The sequence below is a fragment of the Massilibacterium senegalense genome (assembly GCF_001375675.1).
GTDB lineage: Bacteria > Bacillota > Bacilli > Bacillales > Massilibacteriaceae > Massilibacterium > Massilibacterium senegalense.
Genome location: NZ_LN831786.1, coordinates 2,032,452 through 2,055,276 on the forward strand (window position 1 = coordinate 2,032,452; position 22,825 = coordinate 2,055,276).

Annotated in this window: 26 protein-coding genes and 4 pseudogenes; 13 read left to right on the forward strand and 17 right to left on the reverse strand. The window is 32.5% G+C overall.

Annotation, left to right across the window (positions count from 1 at the left end):
* Positions 1-11: 11 nt before the first annotated feature.
* Both BN1372_RS13490 and BN1372_RS13495 read left to right on the forward strand, forming a co-directional pair.
* A complete protein-coding gene (locus BN1372_RS13490; protein ID WP_062200453.1) occupies positions 12-641 on the forward strand; it encodes an ATP-binding cassette domain-containing protein in 630 nt (209 codons plus the stop codon).
* Positions 642-645: 4 nt separating this feature from the next.
* Positions 646-837, forward strand: a complete 192-nt coding sequence (locus BN1372_RS13495) for a bacteriocin-like WGxF protein (RefSeq protein ID WP_062200456.1) — start codon at positions 646-648, stop codon at positions 835-837.
* 732 nt (positions 838-1,569) lie between these two features.
* Here BN1372_RS13495 and BN1372_RS13500 read toward each other — a convergent pair.
* From BN1372_RS13500 to BN1372_RS15740, 3 genes are all read right to left on the reverse strand, one after another.
* Positions 1,570-2,826, reverse strand: coding sequence for an MFS transporter (locus BN1372_RS13500; protein WP_062200459.1), 1,257 nt, complete (start codon positions 2,824-2,826; stop codon positions 1,570-1,572).
* A gap of 442 nt (positions 2,827-3,268) precedes the next feature.
* Complete coding sequence (locus tag BN1372_RS13505) at positions 3,269-3,475, reverse strand: hypothetical protein (RefSeq protein ID WP_230198830.1); 207 nt, start codon at positions 3,473-3,475, stop codon at positions 3,269-3,271.
* A gap of 106 nt (positions 3,476-3,581) precedes the next feature.
* Positions 3,582-3,785: a CPBP family intramembrane glutamic endopeptidase gene (locus BN1372_RS15740; RefSeq protein WP_325062699.1), complete on the reverse strand. Its 204-nt coding sequence runs from the start codon at positions 3,783-3,785 to the stop codon at positions 3,582-3,584.
* On the opposite strand from BN1372_RS15740, the gene BN1372_RS15035 reads away from it, so the two are divergent.
* Together BN1372_RS15035 and BN1372_RS13515 are read left to right on the forward strand one after the other, a co-directional pair.
* Positions 3,739-4,014, forward strand: a complete 276-nt coding sequence (locus BN1372_RS15035; RefSeq protein WP_147515387.1) for a hypothetical protein — start codon at positions 3,739-3,741, stop codon at positions 4,012-4,014. The two genes, BN1372_RS15740 and BN1372_RS15035, sit on opposite strands and share 47 nt — an antisense overlap.
* Positions 4,015-4,077: 63 nt before the next feature.
* Entirely contained in the window at positions 4,078-4,620 is a 543-nt protein-coding gene (locus BN1372_RS13515) for a hypothetical protein (RefSeq protein WP_147515388.1), read from the forward strand.
* A 315-nt stretch (positions 4,621-4,935) separates the two neighbouring features.
* Here the strand turns inward: BN1372_RS13515 and tnpA are convergent.
* The 5 genes and pseudogenes from tnpA to BN1372_RS13535 all read right to left on the reverse strand — a co-directional run.
* Positions 4,936-5,229: pseudogene (gene tnpA, locus BN1372_RS14770) on the reverse strand (IS200/IS605 family transposase); the annotation flags it as partial.
* A gap of 154 nt (positions 5,230-5,383) precedes the next feature.
* Positions 5,384-6,172 carry a helix-turn-helix domain-containing protein gene (locus BN1372_RS13520; RefSeq protein WP_062200470.1) on the reverse strand — a complete coding sequence of 263 codons (789 nt, stop codon included), beginning with the start codon at positions 6,170-6,172 and terminating at the stop codon, positions 5,384-5,386.
* A gap of 31 nt (positions 6,173-6,203) precedes the next feature.
* A complete protein-coding gene (locus tag BN1372_RS13525; protein WP_062200473.1) occupies positions 6,204-6,836 on the reverse strand; it encodes an ABC-2 transporter permease in 633 nt (210 codons plus the stop codon).
* A complete protein-coding gene (locus BN1372_RS13530; RefSeq protein WP_062200475.1) occupies positions 6,817-7,689 on the reverse strand; it encodes an ABC transporter ATP-binding protein in 873 nt (290 codons plus the stop codon). Before BN1372_RS13530 ends, BN1372_RS13525 begins: the two co-directional genes overlap by 20 nt.
* A 17-nt stretch (positions 7,690-7,706) precedes the next feature.
* Positions 7,707-7,892 carry a hypothetical protein gene (locus BN1372_RS13535; RefSeq protein WP_062200479.1) on the reverse strand — a complete coding sequence of 62 codons (186 nt, stop codon included), beginning with the start codon at positions 7,890-7,892 and terminating at the stop codon, positions 7,707-7,709.
* 932 nt (positions 7,893-8,824) lie between these two features.
* On the opposite strand from BN1372_RS13535, the gene BN1372_RS13540 reads away from it, so the two are divergent.
* The 3 genes from BN1372_RS13540 (at position 8,825) to BN1372_RS13550 (ending at position 12,046) form a co-directional block, all read left to right on the forward strand.
* On the forward strand, positions 8,825-9,598 hold the full coding sequence (locus BN1372_RS13540) for a MerR family transcriptional regulator (protein ID WP_062200481.1): 774 nt from the start codon (positions 8,825-8,827) through the stop codon (positions 9,596-9,598).
* A complete protein-coding gene (locus tag BN1372_RS13545) occupies positions 9,582-10,481 on the forward strand; it encodes a DUF2268 domain-containing putative Zn-dependent protease (RefSeq protein WP_062200484.1) in 900 nt (299 codons plus the stop codon). Before BN1372_RS13540 ends, BN1372_RS13545 begins: the two co-directional genes overlap by 17 nt.
* Positions 10,482-10,594: 113 nt before the next feature.
* The gene (locus BN1372_RS13550) at positions 10,595-12,046 is read left to right on the forward strand and encodes an ISL3 family transposase (RefSeq protein ID WP_062200487.1); all 1,452 of its coding nucleotides are present in this window, start codon (positions 10,595-10,597) and stop codon (positions 12,044-12,046) included.
* Here BN1372_RS13550 and BN1372_RS13555 read toward each other — a convergent pair.
* The 3 genes from BN1372_RS13555 to dcm form a co-directional block, all read right to left on the reverse strand.
* Complete coding sequence (locus BN1372_RS13555) at positions 12,001-12,318, reverse strand: hypothetical protein (RefSeq protein ID WP_074018196.1); 318 nt, start codon at positions 12,316-12,318, stop codon at positions 12,001-12,003. The genes BN1372_RS13550 and BN1372_RS13555 overlap by 46 nt on opposite strands.
* Before the next feature lie 199 nt (positions 12,319-12,517).
* Positions 12,518-14,032, reverse strand: a complete 1,515-nt coding sequence (locus BN1372_RS13560) for a Sau3AI family type II restriction endonuclease (RefSeq protein ID WP_062200491.1) — start codon at positions 14,030-14,032, stop codon at positions 12,518-12,520.
* A 74-nt stretch (positions 14,033-14,106) separates the two neighbouring features.
* Positions 14,107-15,354 (reverse strand): DNA (cytosine-5-)-methyltransferase, encoded by a 1,248-nt coding sequence (gene dcm / locus BN1372_RS13565; RefSeq protein WP_062200494.1) that lies wholly within the window; start codon positions 15,352-15,354, stop codon positions 14,107-14,109.
* A gap of 927 nt (positions 15,355-16,281) precedes the next feature.
* Between dcm and BN1372_RS15905 the strand changes: the two are divergent.
* Positions 16,282-16,434 (forward strand): annotated as a pseudogene (locus BN1372_RS15905) (ATP-binding protein); the annotation flags it as partial.
* Positions 16,435-16,981: 547 nt separating this feature from the next.
* Here BN1372_RS15905 and BN1372_RS13575 read toward each other — a convergent pair.
* Positions 16,982-17,245, reverse strand: a complete 264-nt coding sequence (locus BN1372_RS13575) for a hypothetical protein (protein WP_147515389.1) — start codon at positions 17,243-17,245, stop codon at positions 16,982-16,984.
* A gap of 713 nt (positions 17,246-17,958) precedes the next feature.
* Between BN1372_RS13575 and BN1372_RS15910 the strand changes: the two genes are divergently transcribed.
* The 4 genes and pseudogenes from BN1372_RS15910 to BN1372_RS15915 all read left to right on the forward strand — a co-directional run.
* Positions 17,959-18,090: a hypothetical protein gene (locus tag BN1372_RS15910; RefSeq protein ID WP_407656476.1), complete on the forward strand. Its 132-nt coding sequence runs from the start codon at positions 17,959-17,961 to the stop codon at positions 18,088-18,090.
* Positions 18,091-18,518: 428 nt separating this feature from the next.
* The gene (locus tag BN1372_RS15390) at positions 18,519-18,662 is read left to right on the forward strand and encodes a hypothetical protein (RefSeq protein ID WP_187118414.1); all 144 of its coding nucleotides are present in this window, start codon (positions 18,519-18,521) and stop codon (positions 18,660-18,662) included.
* Positions 18,663-18,927: 265 nt separating this feature from the next.
* Entirely contained in the window at positions 18,928-19,134 is a 207-nt protein-coding gene (locus BN1372_RS13585; RefSeq protein WP_062200833.1) for a hypothetical protein, read from the forward strand.
* A gap of 263 nt (positions 19,135-19,397) precedes the next feature.
* Positions 19,398-19,502: pseudogene (locus BN1372_RS15915) on the forward strand (protein rep); the annotation flags it as partial.
* Between the two features lie 59 nt (positions 19,503-19,561).
* On the opposite strand, the gene BN1372_RS13590 reads toward BN1372_RS15915, so the two are convergent.
* Positions 19,562-19,858, reverse strand: a complete 297-nt coding sequence (locus tag BN1372_RS13590) for a hypothetical protein (protein WP_062200835.1) — start codon at positions 19,856-19,858, stop codon at positions 19,562-19,564.
* 255 nt (positions 19,859-20,113) lie between these two features.
* Positions 20,114-20,344: a hypothetical protein gene (locus tag BN1372_RS13595; protein WP_062200837.1), complete on the reverse strand. Its 231-nt coding sequence runs from the start codon at positions 20,342-20,344 to the stop codon at positions 20,114-20,116.
* A 177-nt stretch (positions 20,345-20,521) separates the two neighbouring features.
* Between BN1372_RS13595 and BN1372_RS13600 the strand changes: the two genes are divergently transcribed.
* Positions 20,522-20,845: a hypothetical protein gene (locus BN1372_RS13600; RefSeq protein WP_062200839.1), complete on the forward strand. Its 324-nt coding sequence runs from the start codon at positions 20,522-20,524 to the stop codon at positions 20,843-20,845.
* Between the two features lie 415 nt (positions 20,846-21,260).
* Here the strand turns inward: BN1372_RS13600 and BN1372_RS13610 are convergent, their stop codons facing one another.
* From BN1372_RS13610 to BN1372_RS13620, 3 genes and pseudogenes are all read right to left on the reverse strand, one after another.
* Positions 21,261-21,452 (reverse strand): hypothetical protein, encoded by a 192-nt coding sequence (locus BN1372_RS13610; protein WP_062200842.1) that lies wholly within the window; start codon positions 21,450-21,452, stop codon positions 21,261-21,263.
* 5 nt (positions 21,453-21,457) lie between these two features.
* Positions 21,458-21,917 (reverse strand): annotated as a pseudogene (locus tag BN1372_RS13615) (recombinase family protein).
* Between the two features lie 453 nt (positions 21,918-22,370).
* Positions 22,371-22,814, reverse strand: coding sequence for a hypothetical protein (locus BN1372_RS13620; RefSeq protein WP_222704674.1), 444 nt, complete (start codon positions 22,812-22,814; stop codon positions 22,371-22,373).
* Positions 22,815-22,825 lie beyond the last annotated feature (11 nt).

The window sequence follows — 22,825 nt, forward strand, 5'->3', positions numbered from 1 at the left end:
GGGGAACACAAATGATAAAACTTAATCATATAAATAAAAGTTTTGGTGGAAGACCAATATTATCAAACTTCTCTTTAGAGATTAAAAAGAATGAATTTGTATCTATTGTGGGTTCCAGTGGGGCTGGTAAAACAACCGTTTTAAATCTTATTGGGTATTTGGATAAACCAGATAGTGGAGATGTAGAAGTGGCTGGTTATGTAAACCCTAATAAAAAAGAAATAATGTATTTAAGAAGATATATTTTAGGCTATATATTTCAAAATTATGTTTTAATGGATAACGAAACCGTTTATAAAAATTTATTGATCTCCAAACCATACAATAATAACTTTAGTGATGAAAGGTTAATAGACGCTTTAAAAGCAGTTGGCTTGGATGATGTGTTTTTAAATAAAAAAGTTTACCAGTTAAGTGGGGGCGAACAACAAAGAGTAGCTTTTGCTAGGGTTATGTTAAAACCTTGTGAGATTATTTTAGCCGATGAACCAACAGGAAACTTAGATGGTAAAAATAAGGAGTTAATTTTATCCTTATTTCGGAAATTGCAAAGTCTAGGTAAAACAATTGTCTGTGTAACCCATGATAAAGAAATTGCAAAAAATTCAGATAGAGTTATTCATATAACCAGGAGGGATTAACCTTATGAGAATCGTGGGATTAACATTAATAAATTGTTTATTAATTCTTTTAACAGTGCTAATACATAAGGTTATATACCGGATGATGCTTTTAAACTATGAAAATTTATTTATGTATTGGGGAGTATTTGTTTCTGTTTTTTTCGTATTAAATTTACTTGTAAATATAGTATTTTCAAGAAAAAACATTTATTAATAACTTGGATATATATCAAATTTTAGGATATAAAAAATTGTTTTTTTATGAAGCGTCTGCCCTTTAAATAGTGGAGAGGCGATGGAACTTGACATGGATCTGCGGGCATGATTCTGTTGCTTAGAAACCAATTATTACAACATCAACACTAACGCCCGCCACTCCATGTAAAGCGGAAAATTGTTAGGATATGTGTCAGATATTTTTTTCTACTTCTTGTGATTTTTTAATCACTAATGCTACCATGAATTCATTTGCGATTATACCCTAGAGTAAGGTTACTTTCGCACTCTTGTAATTGACATAGTGAATGATAGATGTCTTTTTTTCTTCAAAATGGCATGAAAAGATTGATTCATCTCTAATCCTCCATAAAGCCTTCGAACAATATACTCGTCTTTATGTTAATCAATAACAGAAACGAGCTTGAACTGACTTACCTTTTATAAATATAGCCCTAGCTTTTTAAGATTTCATTTTCCTTCTAAAAACGGCGAATCTGTTTTTACAGAGTGATAGATGTTCCTTCTACACTGATTGAGAGGGTGCTTCTTTATTCGGTTACTTCTAAGAGCTACTTAGTTCTTTAACAGAGCTACCAGTGTGATAAAGATCAACGACCATTTTTCTAAAACCTTCATTAATCTTTTTCCAGTGAGTTTGTTACCCATAAGGACACACCCTTTCCATTTTAGTATGGTCACTTAACCTAGATGTGCCGATAGAATTATACTAACAGCAACTTTTTTCTGGTTTAGGTACAAATACTAACACCATCATCCCGACCATAAATAATAAAACAAGACTAAACACACCGTACGCTGAGTTCCCTGTTAGTTGTGTCGTGAACGCAACAAGAAGCGGTCCCATAATGGCAGCAAATTTCCCAAAAATATTATAAAAACCGAAAAATTCATTCGCTTTTTCTTTCGGAATAATATTCGCAAAATACGATCTGCTTAACGATTGAATGCCTCCTTGCGATGTAGCAACGAGCATCGCTAAAATCCAAAAATCAACAGCCGTTTCCATAAAAAAGGCATATATACAAACGATGATATACATAAAAATACCGACATACAACATCTTTTTTCCCGTAAATTTTTGTGCCAATTTCCCGTACAAAATTGCAAAAGGCGCTGCTACTACTTGGGTCACAAATAAAATAAGTAATAAACTCGTAGCACTAATCCCTAAATCCGTTCCATATGCTGTTGACATCGAAATAATCGTCCCGACACCGTCAATATAGAAAAAGTACGCAAGCAAAAACAAAAAAACAGCCCGGTATTTCCGAATATCCCGCAACGTATGCCCGAGACGATGAAACCCACTCGATACAATCCGAGATTTCCACTTCATCCCGTACACTTGCGTCACATGCTTCATCATCGGAATCGTAAACACAAACCACCAAATAGCCGTAATAACAAACGCAAGACGCGTTGCTGTAGATGTAGCAAGTGGAATCCATTCCTTTTGCGATGTAATAATAAGCGCAATACTAATCATAAACGGAATCGTACTCCCAATATAACCAAAGCCAAACCCACGAGAAGAAACGAGATTCCTCCGACCTTTACTCGTCACATCGACTAAAAAAGCATCATAAAAAATATTCGCTCCGTGAAAGCCGACAGCTGTAATCGTATAAATCATCAATAGCCCTATCCAATGATCGTTCGAAACAAAAGCTAATGACGCCGTCGCAACTGTTCCCATCGTGAAGAAGAAAAGAAAGAACTTCTTTTTCATCCCTTCATAATCCGCCATCGCCCCTAAAATCGGACCAAGCATCGCTAAAATAAACGTTGCAATCGCAATTGTATACCCTAAATAGGCAGTAGAATTCGCCAAACTCACTCCCGCATTTGTCGCCACTGACTTATAATAAAGCGGAAACACAGTAGTCGTAATAATTAACGAATAGGCAGAATTCGCCCAGTCATACAACATCCAACTTTTCTCTTGCTTACTAAATTGGCTCATGTTATTACTCCTTTTATCCTGTTGTAAAAAGTATGTATCAAAGAACCTTTCTAGTAAACAGTCGTATCTCCTTGTTAAGTTTTCGTAAATGTTTTGTAAGGTTGAATGATAAACTATTTACAGATAGAATACTTTTCTCACAAAACCCCATCTATTTGGTACTAGTACGATACTACGTTGAATGTAAAAAAAATAAACCACTAAAATAAAAAAGAAGGATAGCAACATTTTGAAAGAATGTTCCTATTCTCCGACCTATCTACTAAGTTTTTTTCGCTTTTAAAACATCAAAAATTTTAAAAATAAACAGTGAACTGACATAAAGGGTTGGTATTCCTATCATCCAATAAAGCATCCCTTTTGGCATAAACATATAAAAACAACACGGCACAAATAAATAGGACAATGTATTTCATCGACAGGCCTCCATCTTATTTTTCCATTAATCCTTTTTATTCAAGAGATAAAAGCCTAACTTAACCACTACATACAAAACAAAAATAATCAATAACGTCCTAGATAGTACGAAACCATCGATTGCTAATTCATACCCTTTTGGCATCAAAAACGTAGAATTCATTATTAAATAAACAGCCATTATGAGCGAGAAAAAAATAAGCATATAGGCCAATTTTGACTTATTTCCCATCATTTTCCCCTTATATATCATTTTTAGATAATAATAACATTTTTTATGTAAAAAAACGAGCTATATATCGTGTATTTACATAACCCCCTTATAACGACCACCCAATTCAAAATATTAAACCGCTGAATACCATCCCAATGTTGATTACAAAATGAAAAATAATAGCAGGAAAAATACTATTCGTTTTTAACATAAGAAGCGCATAAAAGAATCCCGCAAAAAAAATGGAAGAGATGTTACCCGATGAGTATACGGAGGAAGATGTGAAAGCTGTTTTACAAGAGCTAGGACATCCCGCCCTCTTAGACAGTCATTATTCCAATCGACCGATGCAACTTATTGGTCCGCGCTATTACGATGTCTACATGACATTCCTAAAGATCTTTACTCCTATCATTGTCTTCATCACGTTATTTTCTGTCATCATTGAATTTTTTATCAAATATAACGACACGCTTTCGCTTCAAAATATGATTATTACTATTATTACAAACACCATCGTGACGATTTTTAGTACCGTCGTTCAAGTTTTCTTTTGAGTGACGCTTGTTTTTGCTATTTTAGAGTGGAAAAATACAAAAAAGGAAAACACTCCACTAACGATGAAGTTTAAAGAATGGACACCTGCTGTTTTAGAAGGGGTTCCGTATATGCCAACCAAAACATCCATTTCAAAAGCTGAAATCGTTGGGGGCTTTATTTGGATTGCAATATGGGGAACTATTTATTTTTTCGCTGATTATATTTTGGCTATTTACGAAAAACAAAATGATTTTGTAGTTTTGGTCACTCCTGTATTTAATCAAAAAGTTTTAGATGCTTATTGGTTCTTGATTATCCTTATTCTTGCGATAGAAATAATGTTGTCGATTTATAAATTAATCCAAAGAAAATGGACAATGAAACTAGCCACTTTTAATAGCATCCACCAAGTTTTCATCACCGTTGTCTTTATTATGATTGTTAGTCGAGGAAATGTCTTTCATCCAGACTTTCTACTTTATATGAGCAATGCAACTACTATCAGTATGGAACAATTAGTAAACAGAATCGTTTGGGGAGTGATTACTCTTTTCCTCGTACTTGCTAGTTGGAATAGTTTTGATGGTTTTCGGAAGGCTAGACGGGCCGATAAGGAGGAGTAAAATGAAGTCAAGTAAGCTCATTCTTTGGTTTATCGGGGGAATCCTTTGCTACTTCGTTCTAAAAAGTATTTTCCACTAGCTTTAAGCCCCCCTTCTCTTTTCATCACACTCACTTTTCATCTTTCTCTTGCACGCTGTAACTGATAAACTAAAGTGTACAGTTTCCGCTAACCGCGTTGGTTATGTAAAAATATCTCGCCTTGGGGCTTTTGAACTTAGGAAATCCAGCACGACCAGAGAAGAAGTTTTGGTATGCATCCAGAAAATTTTTCCAATGAAAAACTATCGGCTTCTTGACCAAAATTACCCTTTCTACAGTTTTCTTTTCACTTGTGGAAAATACTTTTTGATCAGTCGAAAACTTGCACTTTTATACTCATTAATAAACTTTGATCGCTCACTATTCGGATGTGCTTTAAACAAAATATGCTCATAATCAATATTGTGATTCTATTCTATTAAGGAAATATTTTAATTTTCGCCCAGTCGAACAACCATATCTTTTGCATAGGCAGATATGGTACCATCAATCACCTGTCTGCGATATTTTACAACTAGAACAAGATGATAATACAACATAAATACCGAATGATCATTATCCAATTTCATTGATATAAAAACCTTTTATTTATTTATGACTAGTTATATCAGAGCACAAAAAAGAAACAACTTTAGGCTATGACTAATCAAAATTCATCTCCCACTTTCATTGAAGATTCCACATCTTCACTTTTAGAAGTAGTAGACTTCTCTCGGAGGAAAGTTAAAAATTATCAACCTTTTTTCTTATCTTCCTTCGAAATTTATAACCAAAACTATTGGTGTACTCCTCATTTTTTGCCAAAAGTTTATATGCATTAAATACGATTGAAATTCGTGTAATAATGTACAGGCCAATTGCAATCATTCCTATACAGACAGGGTAATAAGGTACTAAAAATTCCGAAGTAATATACTTTCTATCTATCCCAAAGGCTAAGAGTCCTGCAACAAATAAGCACATGCCTATGAGATTAATAACACCATATTTTTTTTTCATATTTTCGTATCTTGTGGAGAACTCATTGAGGTATTTTTCATCAAAAATTAAAGACTCTTCCTTTAGTATTTTATATCGATTTTCTTCTATAAACGAAACAGAAACAAACATCCCTATTCCAAATGTAGCTAAAATGATGGTGGGAATGATATAAATTGCTGGATCTTGATTAAAGATAAAGTAAGGAATGGTAGATAAAGCAACTAAAAAATATCCTAATGCCATATACTTAGAAACCTTATGAGCAGACAATACATACCCCTCTGCCATTTCTTTACTTACATAATATCCTGCCTCTTTATCATTGCTAGGCTCGGCAGAATCCTTTAACAAATAGTCCATAGAGACCCCGAATATATTTCCGAGCATCAAAAGTTTTTCCAACTCAGGATACCCTTGACCATTCTCCCATTTGCTTATGGCCTGTCTTGATGTGTGCAATTTTTCTGCTAAAGCCTCTTGGGAAAGCCCTCTTTCTTTTCTCAATTTAAAAAGCTTTTCACCAAATGTCACTTATTTTTAACTCCTTCCATCTATAATGACTTTAAAACTCTTTATTTTTGTATATATTTATAGAAACCACATAAGAAATAATTAAAAATAGAATCGATACGATGAAGAAAATAGAGGAAAACTTTTCATCAAAACCTTCTACATCTATCATTTCGAGCATAAAATCTATTACAAAAAACATACCTAAGGAAAAGACTACACTTCCCATCATAATCGAATCAGACTTTTCAATTCCAAGCTTGTAGGTTAATGGATAGATGAAAGAAGCAATACATATGATTAACCCCATACCACGTAGCAAATAATTTATAAATATAGAATGAATAGTTGGGAACATAAGCATATGAATGGAAAAGGCAATACTAAAAACTAATAAAAAGCTTAAAATAATCAGCAAGATGAAGGTCAAATATTTACTTTCAACAATTCTTTCTCTTGTTACAGGAAGTACGAGCTCATATTTATTCCACCCTGACATAGCGTCATACTTCAATACTTCAAACGCATGAACAGGTATAAGTACAAATGGTAAAAATGCTGCTAACTTCAACGCTGCTGATTGATTAGTTAGAAACAACAAAACTACCGCGACAACCGTCAATAAGGAGGATGATTTCACGCTTTTTTTCACTGAATAAAAATTGTTAAGAATGAGCCCCTTCATGACAATCCCCTTTCATCAAAAATAAAGTAATCTCATCTAGCGGGTTCTCTTTTATTTGAAATGAAGCAGGTAATGTATGTTTATCTGAAACAAGCACTTCCAACATATCGGCATTATTTTTATATAACACCATGACACGGGAATCTATTTGCTTTAGTTCAGTTGGCTTGCACTCGACAATCGCGTAATTACCCAATAATTCCTTTTTACTTGTCTGTAAAATGATCTTTCCGTTTTTAATAAAGATGAGATAATCTGCAATTTTTTCAATATCACTTGTAATATGCGAAGATAGTAAAATTGACCGATCCCCATCTTTTACAAAATCTAAAAACACATCCAACATTTCATTACGAGCTTTGGGATCTAAACCAGCTGTTGCTTCATCTAAAATTAGTAACTTTGTATTGTGCGAGAGAGCAACTGCAATAGATAATTTCATCGACATTCCACGTGAAAATTTCCCTATATTTTTCTCTTTAGGTAAAGAGAAGACTTCGATGTAATGGAAGTACTTCTCCTTATCCCATTGTTGATAAATACAGCTTAACATATTTGAAAGTTGAATCACATTTAGATTACTAGAAAAATTCATCTGATCAAAAACAACACCAATCTGTTCTTTTAATTTTTTATTTGAATCATTCATCTCTTGATTAAAAATTTTTATGGAACCACTATTCTTTTTCAATATACCTAATATTGCACTCATTGTTGATGTTTTCCCAGCACCATTCTCACCAATAAAGCCGACAATTGAACCATAAGGTATGGAAAATGTGATGTCTTTTAGCTCAAATTGCGAATTTGCATAAGTTTTATTCACACTTTCAACTTCTAAAATTTTATCCATCATTTGTCTCCATTTCTTTATTTTTGTTTATTATTTTTTTTCATTTGTGATATGCCATATAAAACAACAAAAATGATGAATCCAAAAATGACGAGTGTATTTGATATTGGTTCACTAATTCTTGGTACGGAGTCCTGAAAAACTTTTAAAAAAACTAATACTCCTACAGTAAAAATAACTCCAATTATCGATACTTGTTTCATTACTTTTTTCTCTCCTTATTTTCTGAATTTCAACTCAAGTACTCCTCCTTTCTTCTGACTACCTATATCTTAGAAAAACATCGTTCTTGCCTCTACCATGTGGGAGTTGCACTTTGTCAACTTGCGGTTGCAGTCATGTTATAAAGTGGATTTTTCATAAAAGTCATTTACCCAACTTGTAAAATATAGGAAGATTTTATATTTCAGTTTCAGCAGATTTAGAGGGGGAATTATTATTTCAACTTACTACTTCTTTATGAAATTCACCAAAAATGTGGATGAATCCTCAATATGATACTTTTTTACAAATATAACTAATTAGATATGCTCAGTTCTATACTCTTTGCGTTAGCATTATTGCAAAAACTTGGTACAAATCCGAGCTTTATCCTTTTGGGTGAGTTTGATAGTGCACTAGATAAAGGAAGAAAAACGAAAGTATTTGAGTTATACGCTGAAAAGCTCCATCGTAAATTAATCATTATCTGGAAAAAGGATCATGATAATGATTACCTGAACCACTTTTATAAAGCGTATATTACGAAACATGATCCGAATAAATTAAATTATCGACTGTTGGGATACGGATCAGAACAAAGTAGTAGAATAATATGTACCTTATAAGAAAGCACTTTAGGAATAACAACTTTATTAATTCAAAGGATATAAGCATTTTGACTACTTTTCCCTTCACTTAAAACAGATAATGGTACTGTATCTGTTCTAATCTTCTCGATAATTAAATGAGAATGAGAAAAAAAGGGTATTCGGATTATCGTGTGGAATTATTATAAACCCTCATTATTGCTCACAAAAAAACTCTCCATTTATAAGTATTTCAATACAAAACCCCTTTTCATAAAGTATCTTCTTTCTATTGACTCTAACGTAACGTAATACTTTATAGTGGTAATTGAAGGAGGTGCAAAGTGATGAATATGAAGGTAAAAGAAGTGGCAGAATTGGTTGGTGTTAGTATTCGTACACTTCATCATTATGACCAGATTGAATTGTTGACCCCAAAAGAAATCACTGATTCTGGTTATCGACTCTATTCAGAAGAAAACCTTGAAACATTACAACAAATATTATTTTTCAGGGAACTTGGATTTACCTTAAAGGAAATTAAAAAGATTATTAACAGCCCTTCATTTAACCGACAAGAAGCATTGATTTTACAACGAAAAATGTTAATTGAGAAACGAAATAAAGTCGATAAAATGATTAAAACCATTGATAAGACGATTAAACATATGGCGGGAGAAATACAAATGACGAATGAAGAGAGGTTTGAGGGAATTAACATAGGATTCAACCAATTTGAAGAAGAGGCTCGTCGCCGTTGGGGAAATCAATCTATCGATGAGATAAACGCAAAACTAAATGGAATGTCCAAAGATGAACAAAATGATTTATCTGATAGATGGGATATGATCTTTAATAAACTTGCATGCCTTCGTGATCAATCCCCCGAATCTCAAGAGGTACAAGCATCAATTAAAGAATGGTATGACTTTTTAAATGAAAACTTTAGTAAGTACTCTCTTGATGCCTTTTATGGATTAGGTCAACTTTATATTAATGATGAACGCTTCACAAAAAATATAGATCAGTATGATGAGGGTTTAGCAAAACTCATGAGTGAGGCGATGAAGGTCTTTACGAATAATCAAATAAGAGGTGGTAGCAATGAAAATAATAATTGAGGATACAATTGAACAATACGAAAAATTGTTTTCGATGGAAGAAGATAAAGAAAATTTTTATCGGTACTCAATGATGAAGCCCTTTGAAAAGATGTGGAATATGATTAATGTTCCATTAAAGGCAAAGCAACCTAATGGGTATGATGTAATAATGGCTACAAATATGCTTGGCTATCTTAATGTATCAGATACTCAAACTGGAAGACAAGCATTAGAAAGTTTAAAAGAAATTCAGGCTCTTCAAACAGCAAATAGCACCTTGAATCATTGTTTTGATTTTATTGAAAAAAATAATATAAATATTAATGCTGATGAATTGAGATTTGGTATGTATATAGCTGACCCAAAGAAGCTCGAATTACAAAAAGGTTATTGTGGTTTTGGAGGAATTCCAGGGTTTATTCAAGTATCTATATATCCAAACTCCCATAATATCCCAAGGATTCCTGCTGTAATTGCACATGAATTCCATCATAATATCCGTTTTTCATACTTTGATTGGGATCATGGAGACGTTACTGTTGGTGATTACTTAATTATAGAGGGTTTAGCTGAGTCATTTGCAAAAGAACTTTATGGAGAAGATCTTTTAGGACCTTGGGTTACTTCTTTTGATAAAAAGGACTTAGAATATTCAAAAGAAGTTATAAAGGATGCTTTAGATATTAAAGGATTTGCTGAGGTCAGCAGTTATATGTTTGGTGATACCATTGCAAAGGAACAAGGCTATCAACCTGTTGGCTTATCATCACCATTTGCAGGTTATGCAGTAGGCTACCAAGCAGTACAGGCTTTCATGGAAACCAATAACGTGGGGATAGAAGAAGCTACCTTACTTGGCACAGATGAAATACTAAGCAATTGTGTACTGTTTTCTAAATAACCTGTTTTACTAATGAAGGCATTACTGTGATAGCTAAGTAATGCCTTTCTCATTTGACTGCAATTCATATGATTTTCTTATTAGATGCTCAATAAAAAAAGGAAAATGAAATAATGACAACTAATATGCTCAATCTGCCAAGTTTTAAGATTCTTGATATGAAGGAGAGTGAATATGATTATAGGTTCTTAGTTGAGACTATATTGCCACTTCCTTCTTATTGCCCAAAATGTGGTACGGTTGCTAATCTATATAATCATGGTAAAAAGGAACAATTATTCTTTGATTTGCCGATGCATGCTAAACGAGTTGGCATCTTTGTTAAAAGACAACGTTCCAAATGTAATGAGTGTGGGGTTACATTCTTTGAAAATCTTCCAGATATAGATGAAGGGTGTTCTGTTACTGTTAGGCTAGTTAATTGGATTCAAGAAGCAAGCCTTGAAAAAACGTTTACCAGTGTTGCAAAAGAGATTGGCGTTGACGAAAAGACTGTACGAAACATCTTTAATGACTACGTTGATGAGCTTGAAGCTCAAACTGATTTTAGAACTCCTAAATGGCTTGGTATTGATGAAGTCCATTTACTTAAAAACTATCGTTATGTCATCACAGATGTTGAAAACAAGTCAGTAATTGACATCTTACAAAAACGTAATAAAGATAATGTTATCGGTTATCTTTCAAAGCTCCAAGACATTGATAAAATTGAACTTGTAGCAATGGATATGTGGAATCCTTATAAAAGTGCTGTTAAAACAGTGATACCACATGCCAAAATCGTAATTGACAAAGTCCATGTCGTTAAATTAGCCAATGAAGCCTTAGAGAAAATTCGAAAAGCTAACCGTCAAAATGTTACATCTAAAGAACGTAGACAACTTATGAGAGATCGTTATGAGCTTCTTACAAGGAGTAAAGACTTAACAGACTTTGATGACCAGATAAAGCTACAAGTATGGACTCAAAAATTTCCATTACTTGGACAGGCTTATGAACTCAAAGAGCAATTCTTTGACATCTATGAAACTAAATCAATCGACGATGCCTATAAACTCTATCAAAATTGGGGTTCAAATGTACCTAAGGAATTAATGACTTATTTTGAAGATCTGATCAAGGCTATGAATAATTGGGGAGAAGAAATATTCAACTATTTCAATTCTCTCATTACAAATGCTTATACAGAGTCCCTGAATCGTTTGATTAAGACAATGAACCATGTTGTCGTGGTTACTCTTTTGAAGCCCTTAGAGCAAAGATTTTGTTTACTCAAGGCTATCGTAAAGTTAAAAAGAAAAAGAAATTCAAAGAAGTTGAAGTTACTTTTGGAAAAATGTTACCTGATCAATTCCCAAGTTGGTCACAGACTGGTTATGAATGGGTGCATGAAGAAATTTATGGTGCTGATTTTTCCACACTGTCTAAGGCTATGGAAGAGGATACTTTTTAACCCTCTTTCCACACTATTTTCCGATTACCCGAAAAAAATAAGCATAACTTTCAACTCCATAGTTCTTTATTTTCCCTTCTTTTCTAGCTCTTCTAAAGGAACGAAATCATGAATATCAATGCCTTTTCCTTCATCCTCATTCATTTCAATTAATCGGACAATTTTAGAATCTAAATCAAAACCTGAGTGTTTTCCTTCTAGTGATAGTTCTTTCATAGCTTGTGGCAAGTATTTATATTCTAAATCATCTTGTTCGTACGCCATATCATCAGCAACTTCTATAGGGGCTTTTTGTTTCCAGGAGTATTTTTCTAAAAACTCCAGCGTCCTTGTATATTTTTTATAATCAAAATAATATTTGAAATTTTTTCTTGTTTTCAACATATTATTAACAACTCCTTAGAATTAATCCCATAATAATAAAATTATCTCTCCTATCCTTTCGTTACGATAACAGAGTTTTATGTTTGCAATATTTACAGTCCTTTAGCACTTTGCTTCCCATTCACGCTCTTCTTTTTTACAAGATACCAAAAATTATTAATAACTTTCATGAAACCATGTTGATAAATTCAAGCACCACCTATTTTATCTGTCTAAATATATAATCTTTATTCAGCCAAAATGCTTGTTTTGTCATCCAATCATCTTGTAATACATCTTTTAAATGTTCTGGACGATTGATCCACTTCGCAGGTGCCGGTAGACGTTTGGCATTGTTCATTGACTTTCCTTTTTCATTTTTATAAGCCGGACAATATTGGGCTTCAGCTGCGCTAGGTCTAAGATGAATAATATTGCAATCCGTAAGCTTTACTAGATTATTTGAAATTTTATATCCTTTCTTATTATTTACTGGTTTATAAGTTAATTGAACACCTTCAATAAATTTTGCTTTTTCGCTTTCCCAAACTGTTCGAACTATTCCATCTAATTCTTTTGGTGGCATTGTCCAAAATTTCGCTCCACGAAGAATAACAGTTCCATCTTTCAATTTATCAAAAATAATAAAAAGATACTTAGTAGCTTCTAACGTATTATATAATGAGGAATCTTCCCATTCGACTTCTGTAATCTCCTCAAAATCATTAATTTCAACAATCTTTAAATTTTCTTCAGGGATATCCCCATTATTCAATTCAATTGTTTTCGCTACAATATTGGCTTTTTCAAACTCCTTTGCATGAATTTCTTTTGTATTTCCACCCACACCTAAAATTTTTTGAACGATAAGATAATTAACGTGTTTAGCACCTTTGTTAACAATCTCAAATTGTTCTATTAATTGTTCACGTGTCCATCCAGTATAGCAATCAAACAAATTTAAAACATAATTATCAAACTTCTGTTTTTTTAGAATATTTGTATCTTTAATTACAGCATCTATTTTTTCATTCTGCTTTTTTCGTACTTTTCGTTTTGTTGCATATAATAAGTCTTTTTGTGTTATCTGTTCCCGCGCTAAAGCTGTCATATAACTTTGTTTTAAAGAAAAAGCCCTTTGTTTTGCAGGAATATCACTATTTGGTTGTTTTCTAACTGACTTACTCGAACTGCCTTTTGTCACCGCTCCTAAATAGTTTGTGTCACCTTCAGATAATTCATGTGCTTTACCATCACGAATCTTTTGAATGATAGTTTCCCAATCTTGTTGGATAATAAGTAAATCTTCTTCAGAAAATGTATGCAAGATAACTTTAGTAATAGGGTACTCTGATCTTTCCCACTGTTTTCTCCATAAATAAAACATGATTAACAAGTCAGCATTTTTACTCCAAAAGCTGGATGTTTCAAAAGTCTTTAAATACTCTACTTCATAATTAATAATATTTAAGACAAGTCGTTCTTTAGCTGATATTTGGCCATTTTTTAATTCTTTAATCGGTGTTACCTTTAGTTCTACCCCTAATTCCTCAAAATCAGGAGCTTGATTCGAATTTATTTCGTAACCAAAATAACTTTCTTCAATTATTTGACCTAATCCACCCTTTAATTTTTTATTAAAAAGTCGATTATATTTATCTATTTCACCAAAAGTTAATGTTTCTGCTTGTTTAGCGTATTCTATCAATTCTTCTTTAGTATTAAATTCTTTCATTTCCTACACTCCTTTAGTATAAGTTAAATTATACCATAAGTTAAATGGACTAACATTTTTGTTAGTCCATCTTTTTAAAGGAATGTCAATTGCTCTTCTGTAATGATTTCACTTTTTTCTATTTCAACAATACGTCTTCCCATCATTTCTATTAACCCCACCACTAAGGCATTTCCCATACAAAAATATCTCATCCGATCAGTCATGCCTTCTGTCCAATTATCAGGAAACCCATTTAGCCTCTCACATTCAACAGGTGTTAATATTCTTTTTTTACCATTTACCTCAACAATATGAGTACTCCTATTTGTTGATCCTTCACTAGTTAACATCGTTCTTCCAGGCTTATCTAAAGAGTCAACTGGAGACATACCGCCTTCTGTATACATGTATTTATGTCCATTCTTAGCCACTCTTTCTTCTCTCTTTGCCCCCCGAAGATATTCAAACTTTTTCTCTTGCTCTGGAATAAGATAATACTTTTCATCAACCTCTTCTTGTAAAATTTCACCTAAAGTAATCGGTTCTCTTTCAATTGGAACTACATGTGATGTGAAGATTTTTCCATCCCTCATTACTCCAGCGGGATGAAATTCAAATGAAAAATTATCAGATATCTCAACAATATCTTCTAAAAGCTTTCCTTCATTCACACGTTCCTTAAAAGGCTTTTCTTCTACTGGAAAAGGTTTAGCAAAAAATCCTTTTTTAAAAACAACATCCTGCTCTGTCAGTGCACGTTGTTGTTTTGAAAAATTTAATGATCTTCGATAAGCAAAAATAAAAATTCTTCTTCTTCGTTGTGCAAAACCATATTCCGCTGCATTGATTACGCGCCACTCCACGTCATATCCTAAATCATCAAAACTTTTTAACATAACTGCAAAGTCTCTTCCACGCTGTGATGCAGGAGTTTTTAATAACCTGTCCACATTTTCTAAAAGAACATATTTCGGTAATCCATTCCCCATTGCACGTTGAATCTCCCAAAATAAAACTCCTTTTTTTCCTTGTATTCCTTTCTCACCAGATTTAGTTCTAGCAACAGAATAGTCTTGACAAGGGAAACCACCAACTAACAAATCCGGTTTTATTTCAGCAAAAAAATCATCTTCAACAGTGGCGATGTCTACATTGCTATGTTGGCCATTTTTAAAATTACGAACATAACATTCAAAGGCATCTTGTGATTTTCTTGATGGTTCCCATTGATTTGCCCATACTACATCAAACATTTCCTTATCCGCCTTTTCAAGCCCAAAACGAAATCCTCCGACTCCAGCAAAAAGCTCTATAACTCTCAACGGTTTAGTTTTAACCATAGTTTTTCACTCCAAAATTTTTACTACTTTAATTTTATATCTAAAGTGCAAAAAGATCAACTTATGTGTACTATTTTTTCAAAACAGACTCGTAAAAATAAAAAATAAGCAATGTGAATCAAGCATGAAAGAGATTAATAAACAACTACTTTTCCTCTTGCTCTATAAATTCTTTAACACTCAAATAAAAATTATAATTATTAAACCTTAATTTACAATTTTGTAATATAATTTAATATTTGTATTTTTATAATAGGTTATTAATAAAATATAAGCTAAACCCTAAATCAATTCACTTCTTTATTTTTCTAAAAATTCGCTTAGAAACGCCAAATATTTAATGATTCAACAATTGAAAACAACTAGGATATGCATGAAGCAATGCTGCAAAATTAGTATACATTACAATTTAAAAAAGATCCAGTTATCTCTTCAGAAGGAGGCAAATCTCATGAACCTTATCCATCAATACATCCACGAAGTCACAAGGCGTGTTCCTAAAAAAATGCGTGATGATACTTCAATCAAAATCCAAGAAAAAATTGAAAGTATGTTACCAAGGGTTATACAGATGAAGATGTGACACTTGTTCTACAAAAGCTAGGACATCCCGCCCTCTTAGACAGTCATTATTCCAATCGACCGACGCACCTTATTGGTCCGCGCTATTACGATGTCTACATGACATTCCTAAAGATCTTTACTCCTATCATTGTCTTCATCACGTTATTTTCTGTCATCATTGAATTTTTTATCAAATATAACGACACGCTTTCGCTTCAAAATATGATTATTACTATTATTACAAACATCATCGTGACGATTTTTAGTACCATCGTTCAAGTTTTCTTTTGGGTGACGCTTGTTTTTGCTATTTTAGAGTGGAAAAATACAAAAAAGGAAAACACTCCACTAACGATGAAGTTTAAAGAATGGGGTGAATTGTTGGGAGATTCAGCAATTACAACAGCTATTTTAGACAGAATCATGCATCGCGTGGAGATTATTCATTTAAATGAAGATAGTTATCGAATGAAACATAGAAGTTCTATTTTTGAGAAAGAAAGTGTAACAAATTAATTGTCGGAAACTGTAACATTTTACTTGACGATTACAAAGGGATATTGGAGGATATCTAAGAGTCAAATCATCCATCAAACGATAACAAAAGAAAAACTCACAAAGTGGGGATTAAAAGACAATTCCCAACTTTATGAGTTACGATACTTAAAAGGTTGAACCGCCGTATACGGAACCGTACATACGGTGGTGTGAGAGGACAGGGATTAAAATTCCCCTCCTACTCTATTATTGTTGATGAATAATAAAGTAATTTCAAGTTAGCAATCATAAACTCGATTTTTCTCAAAAAAATTAACGCTCATCAAATGTTATCTCGCTCTTATTTAATTGTTTAGACTTGCTTTTTTCTTTTTCTAATTGAGTTTTAATCTCTTTCAATCCATCTAAAGAGAAAATATCATTTTTATTTTCTGTACTTAGATTTTCGATTTCGTGTTATTTTTGAATAACTTCGATTAGCTTTTCAAGAAAATTATCAATATCAGGTTCGGATCATTTGACATGCGGCCCTTTTAAATTTTTAAAATTTTCTATTTTATAACGACTATGATATTCTAATCGAATAATAGATTGTTTTTTTATGCCAGCTGTTTGAATATCTTGTATGAGTACGCCATTTTTTATAAAGTGGTTTATTAATTTTTGAAGTCATTTGACATGCGAAAATAGTATCATCTTTTGGATCTTTATATATTACCGCTGAACGAATTTTACCCTTTTTTGGCTCAATGAAGTTGCCATCATTATCTCTAAATTGTACATACATTGTATAAATCTTCCCAGTTTCAAAAGAAGATTTTTCATTCATTTTTATATTCCTCATATTCATAATCTTCATCATTTTCAAACCATTCTTTTTGATACTTATCATTTGGATCAAGAAGAAAAACTCCGTCTTTTGATTTTAATGTTTTAGGTTTGTTTTTACTTTCTTCACTTAATTCCTTAATTTATATATATATTTCTTCTCTACTCAATTGTTTTTTCATTATCTGCAACTCCTTTATATTCCAGAGATAATCATACCATTTTCTTGAATATAAAGCTGTATCAAGAAAATGGTCCTTGGTGGGTATTTGTTTAAGTTATCAAAAAGTAATATGATGAATGACATTTTTAAATGTAAGAGGAGTTACTTTTATGTAAATATGATATATTGTCAGCTTTTTGTTGTTTAGTTAGTTTTTGTTCATAGATATTTACCTTATTATATTCCACCTCTTAGTAAGCAATGTGTTGGGCATAGGGGTCCCGGCACATTGCTTACTTAGTGACGTTGCGTTGTTTTACGATTTCGGAAGGCAAAGGAGGAAAATAAAACTAAATAGAAGTAGCCGTTAGGCTGCTACCCCTGGTTTTCGTCATCGTTTACTCGTTAAGAAACACAATGGAACACACAGAATATTGATTCATGGCCAGCTACATGGTTTTTGTAGTTAGCCATGAATCTTACAGTCTGTTGTTCGCTTGTGTTTTAGAGAAAAGCAAGATGCCATGATTTGTTATGAACCGATCCATGAAATGAAGGATTTACTAGATTATGCAATGAATGAAAGGTTTGATGATTGGTTCCCGTTACTCTGTGATAATTCAGCGTATATCATGGACACTTACATAAAATCAAATCGACATAGAAGAGATACAAAAAATTAGATTGGGAGGTGAATAACACGTTTCCAATAACACGTCAGGATGAAGCAAATTTTCCTAATTTTAAATCAGTAAAAGAGGCGAGAAAATATTTCAAAAATCGCTATGGTGATAAATATCAAGAGGGTAGCTGGGAGCGATTAGACATAGATCACATTTGTTATTTCGATGAGGTTGATAATCAACCTGTGCAAATTTCACTTTACAGTGATGGGACAATATCTGTCCATGTGGTGTATTGAGATACAGAAGATACGGAAAACTTCCCGTATCTTTTTTATTTAGATTTAATGAACGTGAGATTTTTTAAACGAGTTTGGACTGTCCTCTTTTACTTCGATGGCAATAAAAGAAGGTATTACGGATAGCTTGGAGAAGTTGGTAATTGGGCTTAGTGAGTCAAAATATTGTGAAGAGAAAGATTGGGGGAAATGAAGAAAATTGCTGGTATTGCATTGGGTACATTTTTATTGTTGAGTGGATTTTTGGGATTCCAAACTTCTGCAAGTAAAATCGGTGACCTAAGTAATGGCTATTTTTTCTCCAAATCTTTGTATGGTTGCAAATACGGTTGAAAAGTTCGGCAATGGTTGGTACGTTAATGGAATGTTTCTAGATAAGGCTGCTAAACATGGATTATGGAACCCGAAAGTAGGAAGCGGATTATGTATAATGACAGATGTTTGGGATTGATTTGTAGGTTGGAAGGTAATTTGGAAATTCGTAAGGGGAAAATTTTAAAATTCCTCCCCTTTTCTTATTTTTGGTAATGGTACAGTAAGCGCTCGGGTATTTTTATATTGTAATAACGAGTTGATCCATGGTTATGGAGGGAATAGTGTGAAAAAAATGTTTATATTAGGTGGAATAATTGCAGTCTCTTTTATTATCTTGATTTCCATAACCAATGCTAAATCTGAAGGGGGTAAGGATATTGCCCCTGTTGAAGAAAATGCAAAAAGTGTTGAGAAATTTGGTAGCGGTTGGTATGTTAATGGGTTTTTTTGGATAAAGCTACTAAGCGTGGACTGTGGAATCCGAAGGTAGGAGACGATATAGAATTAATGATGGACACGGAAAAAAATAGGGTTGTAGCTTGGAAAGTAAAAAGGTAAATAGCTTACTTCTTTGAGACTCCCATCGATAAATGCAAATTGACTAATGTCAGTTGGATTCTTAAGTGGTTTTGTCCGTTACAATAGCAAAACCGAAAGCGTAATAAATTTTGCTTTTGCTTAGTACGGCTTTCGGTACGAAAAACAAAACGAAAGGTCTTATCTTTTTCAAGTGGTAATTTTTCGCTTGAAGTAACGTACAATGAACAACATGACAATTATCATCCACATTTTCATGTGTGGATTACAGCTGATAAGAGTTATTTTAATAATAATAAATATATTGCTGGGGATTGGTGACTGAAATTTTGGTAACAAGCAAAACTAAACAAACTAGTATTTTTTGTATCTGGTTAATTTTATATTGTAGTAATGAATTCAAGTTCAAAATCATTTTTAAAATATGTTGGCATGCCATATGGAGTTGGAACTTTTGTTATAGGGATATCCATAAATCTAGGTCTCCATTGTCCGCCTCCAATATCATTTCCGAACCAATAGGCTTGCCAAACAATTTTTGAACAGTAGGTTGGGTTAGTTGAAAATAAATCGGCATTAATTCCATAATCGTATCTTAAGTTTTCATAATTTTCAAGAGCCCAATCAGTAGCTTTAATAGGTATACTAGAAAAAAGTGGATTATTTGTGTTTTTCATTCTATAGACCTCTGTATTTGTTGGAATAAATCCATTATCAGGAGCTTTTAATCCGTAAGTTTCAATCCATTTATCTATACCAATAACCTCAGGGACACTATTTATATCTGCTATATGTAAGACTTCATTTGAATTTACTGCAATTCCAACATGTCCTGTTAATCCAGCAGAACTTGTCCCATTGGATATTAATATATCTCCTTTATTAATTTAGATATCTTTCGTAGAATTTTTGTTATAAGTAGTTTTGTTTTTTTAAAAATAAATAAATTCTTCTTGTTGAATTTGTTTATTTATATCAATCCAAGTCTCATGATCTATATCATTAGATAAAACATCTTTTTGAATTAATTCTTCATAATCGTTAATAGAAATGTCTGGATCTTCTTTATTAACTTCACTACTAGCTTTTACTGGTAATTCTATAAATAACATAAATGTTGCTAGTATGGTTAAAAATACAAATAAAATAGATTTCTTTTTCATGCTTTACCACCCTTTTTATTTTTATAGTTATAATATAGGTTTATAGGTATAATATTACATATATTGATATTATAAAAGTCTCTTTAATTTTAAATGTGAGGTAATAAAGGCATTTTGAATTAGAAAAGAACATTAATTGATGATGAATAGGAAGTAGAATAATGTGGTGATATTCGTATGAAAGTTAAAACTTTATTTGTTACTATTTTTTTTAGTGTGTTATTTGCAATATTTTTAGGATTATATGTTCAAGATGTTGCTCGTTATTTTGAAAGTCATTTGTTTTATATTCCTCCTATTATAACGATAACAGTTGGGACAATAGTGAGTACTTGTTTGTTTATTTTAGCAATTATTATAGAGTTTATGATATTAATTTCAGGGAAAATAGTATCACGAATGTTTAGTATGATTATGAAAGTTATATTAATAGTAACTATTATAATTGGTCTTTTAGTTTCTTGGTTGTCTATTTTTGTTATGGCAATGTCTTGGGGATAGTGTAGAAAAAGATATATATTTAGCGGTTTTGTTCGTTATACTAGATAACCGAAAGACGATAAAAATTTTATTTTTTGCTGAGTTTGCTGAGTATGGCTTTCGGTACGAAAACAAAAATGGACAAAATAAAAAGAATCAAGAGCAAAATCTTTTTTGCTTAAATGGCAGAGGACAGGTTTTTTTGTTTCTTTTTTTTCCATAAAAAAGAAAGGTCTTATCTTTTTCAAGTGGTGATTTTCCACTTGATTCAGCGATAGCTGAACATGTTTTTAGCCTCGAAGAGCACGTTCTCTTGGTAACAAGAGTATGAGAGGTGAATCCGTAAAATGGAGTTGGCCTGAAACAAAAAAAAATCAGATGACCGATGTAAAAGGATAGGATGAAAAATGGGTAAACCTTCCCAACCTCATTTTTCTCATTTTTCATCATAATGCCCAGGTGGTGCTAAATCGACTAAATGATCAAAACCAAAAGTAATATAGGTTTCTTCGGGTAAAACTCTATCTTTGACTATGAAATAGCCATTCTTTTTTTTCATACTTGAAAATGAACTGGCGTATTCTAATGCTTGACTAGGCTTCTCTGCTAATATTGCGCAAACGCTCATTTTACTCACTCCATTTCTTTATTTCGTTGAATATTGAATCTTTCTTGGTATCTTCTGAACATCCTGCGATTAATACCCATGATCCGTTCAATGTACTTTTCTGTTTCTCCTTCAAAGTACAATTTGAAGGCGTGCTGTAGCTTAGGATGATTTTCTTTATATTTCAGTTTCCCCCCTTTGAATTTCCCTTTCTTTTCAGCAATTTCAATTCCTTGCGCCTTTTTGTTAAATAAGGAGCATAGTTTCGATTAATTCCTTGTTGTTCCGTCCTAGTCGTTCAAGTTCTGTTACAACAACAATATCGCCTTCTCTAATGAAATACAGCATAGCTTTAAATTGTGGTCGGTTGGTGGATTGTCCGCTTAATTTATCTGTGAATAATTTAGAGCTATCACTTAACCCCTCAATCTGTCGGTCCAAATTTTGACCTTTGCTACTCACCCTTGCATATCCTATACGTGCTATTCTATTACCTCATTAAATTTATTGAAAATCATTTATTTTGATAAAGTTTACAAAACATTCTTTTTTACTTTACATTCGAATAAATTTCCAAAAAGTGAACCTCCTATTTTCCGAATTATCATTGCTCAACTCTGTTGTCATTCGATAGAGCGTAATAATAACGAAAGCCCCTCTCCGTTTTGGAAAAGTATTTCCTCATTTGATTTAATTGTTGAATTGATTTTCTTTAATCCATTTAAAGGAAATACTTCATTTTCCTTTTTTCTATTTTTTCTCTGAAACTGATCCCCTTTTTGCATTGAATCTTTAATGATACCTTAAAGATGTGAAAATTCCTAATATTTACCTATACTAGCAAGAACAAGCGTATTTCTAAAATATACGGAGTTTTTTGAAAACAACTCTTTATCTAAAAAATGTTTTGAGTGGTTGCATATTGCACACAAAATTCCATTACCGTTCTTGTATTTCCTTCCCTAAAAGGATGTATTTCCTATAACTTGAAGAAAGTTTTAGAAAATGATTGCACCTTTTCAGCATAGCTTTTGAAGCTTCTTTAGGAATATTGCTATGATGACCATAACTAACACTCATTCCTGCAAGTACCTTTTCGCCTTTTTCAATATTTATAGTACGAGCTTCACCAGCCCACTCATAAAGATTACAAAAAATATATTTATGAATATCCATTAAATGTTGATAATCAAAATCACCTTTTACACTTTCAACATCAATTAATTTACTGGCAGTGATAATAGATTCAGATTCAGCTTCGTCCAATTCTTTATGGTCTGTGATACCAAGTTTATTTTTTAATACATTTGTATTGGGAATAGTATAAGGATTAATTATTTCAAACTTACTCCTTTCTTTCTTATATAAGAAAAACAGCTTCAATGTAGCTGCTT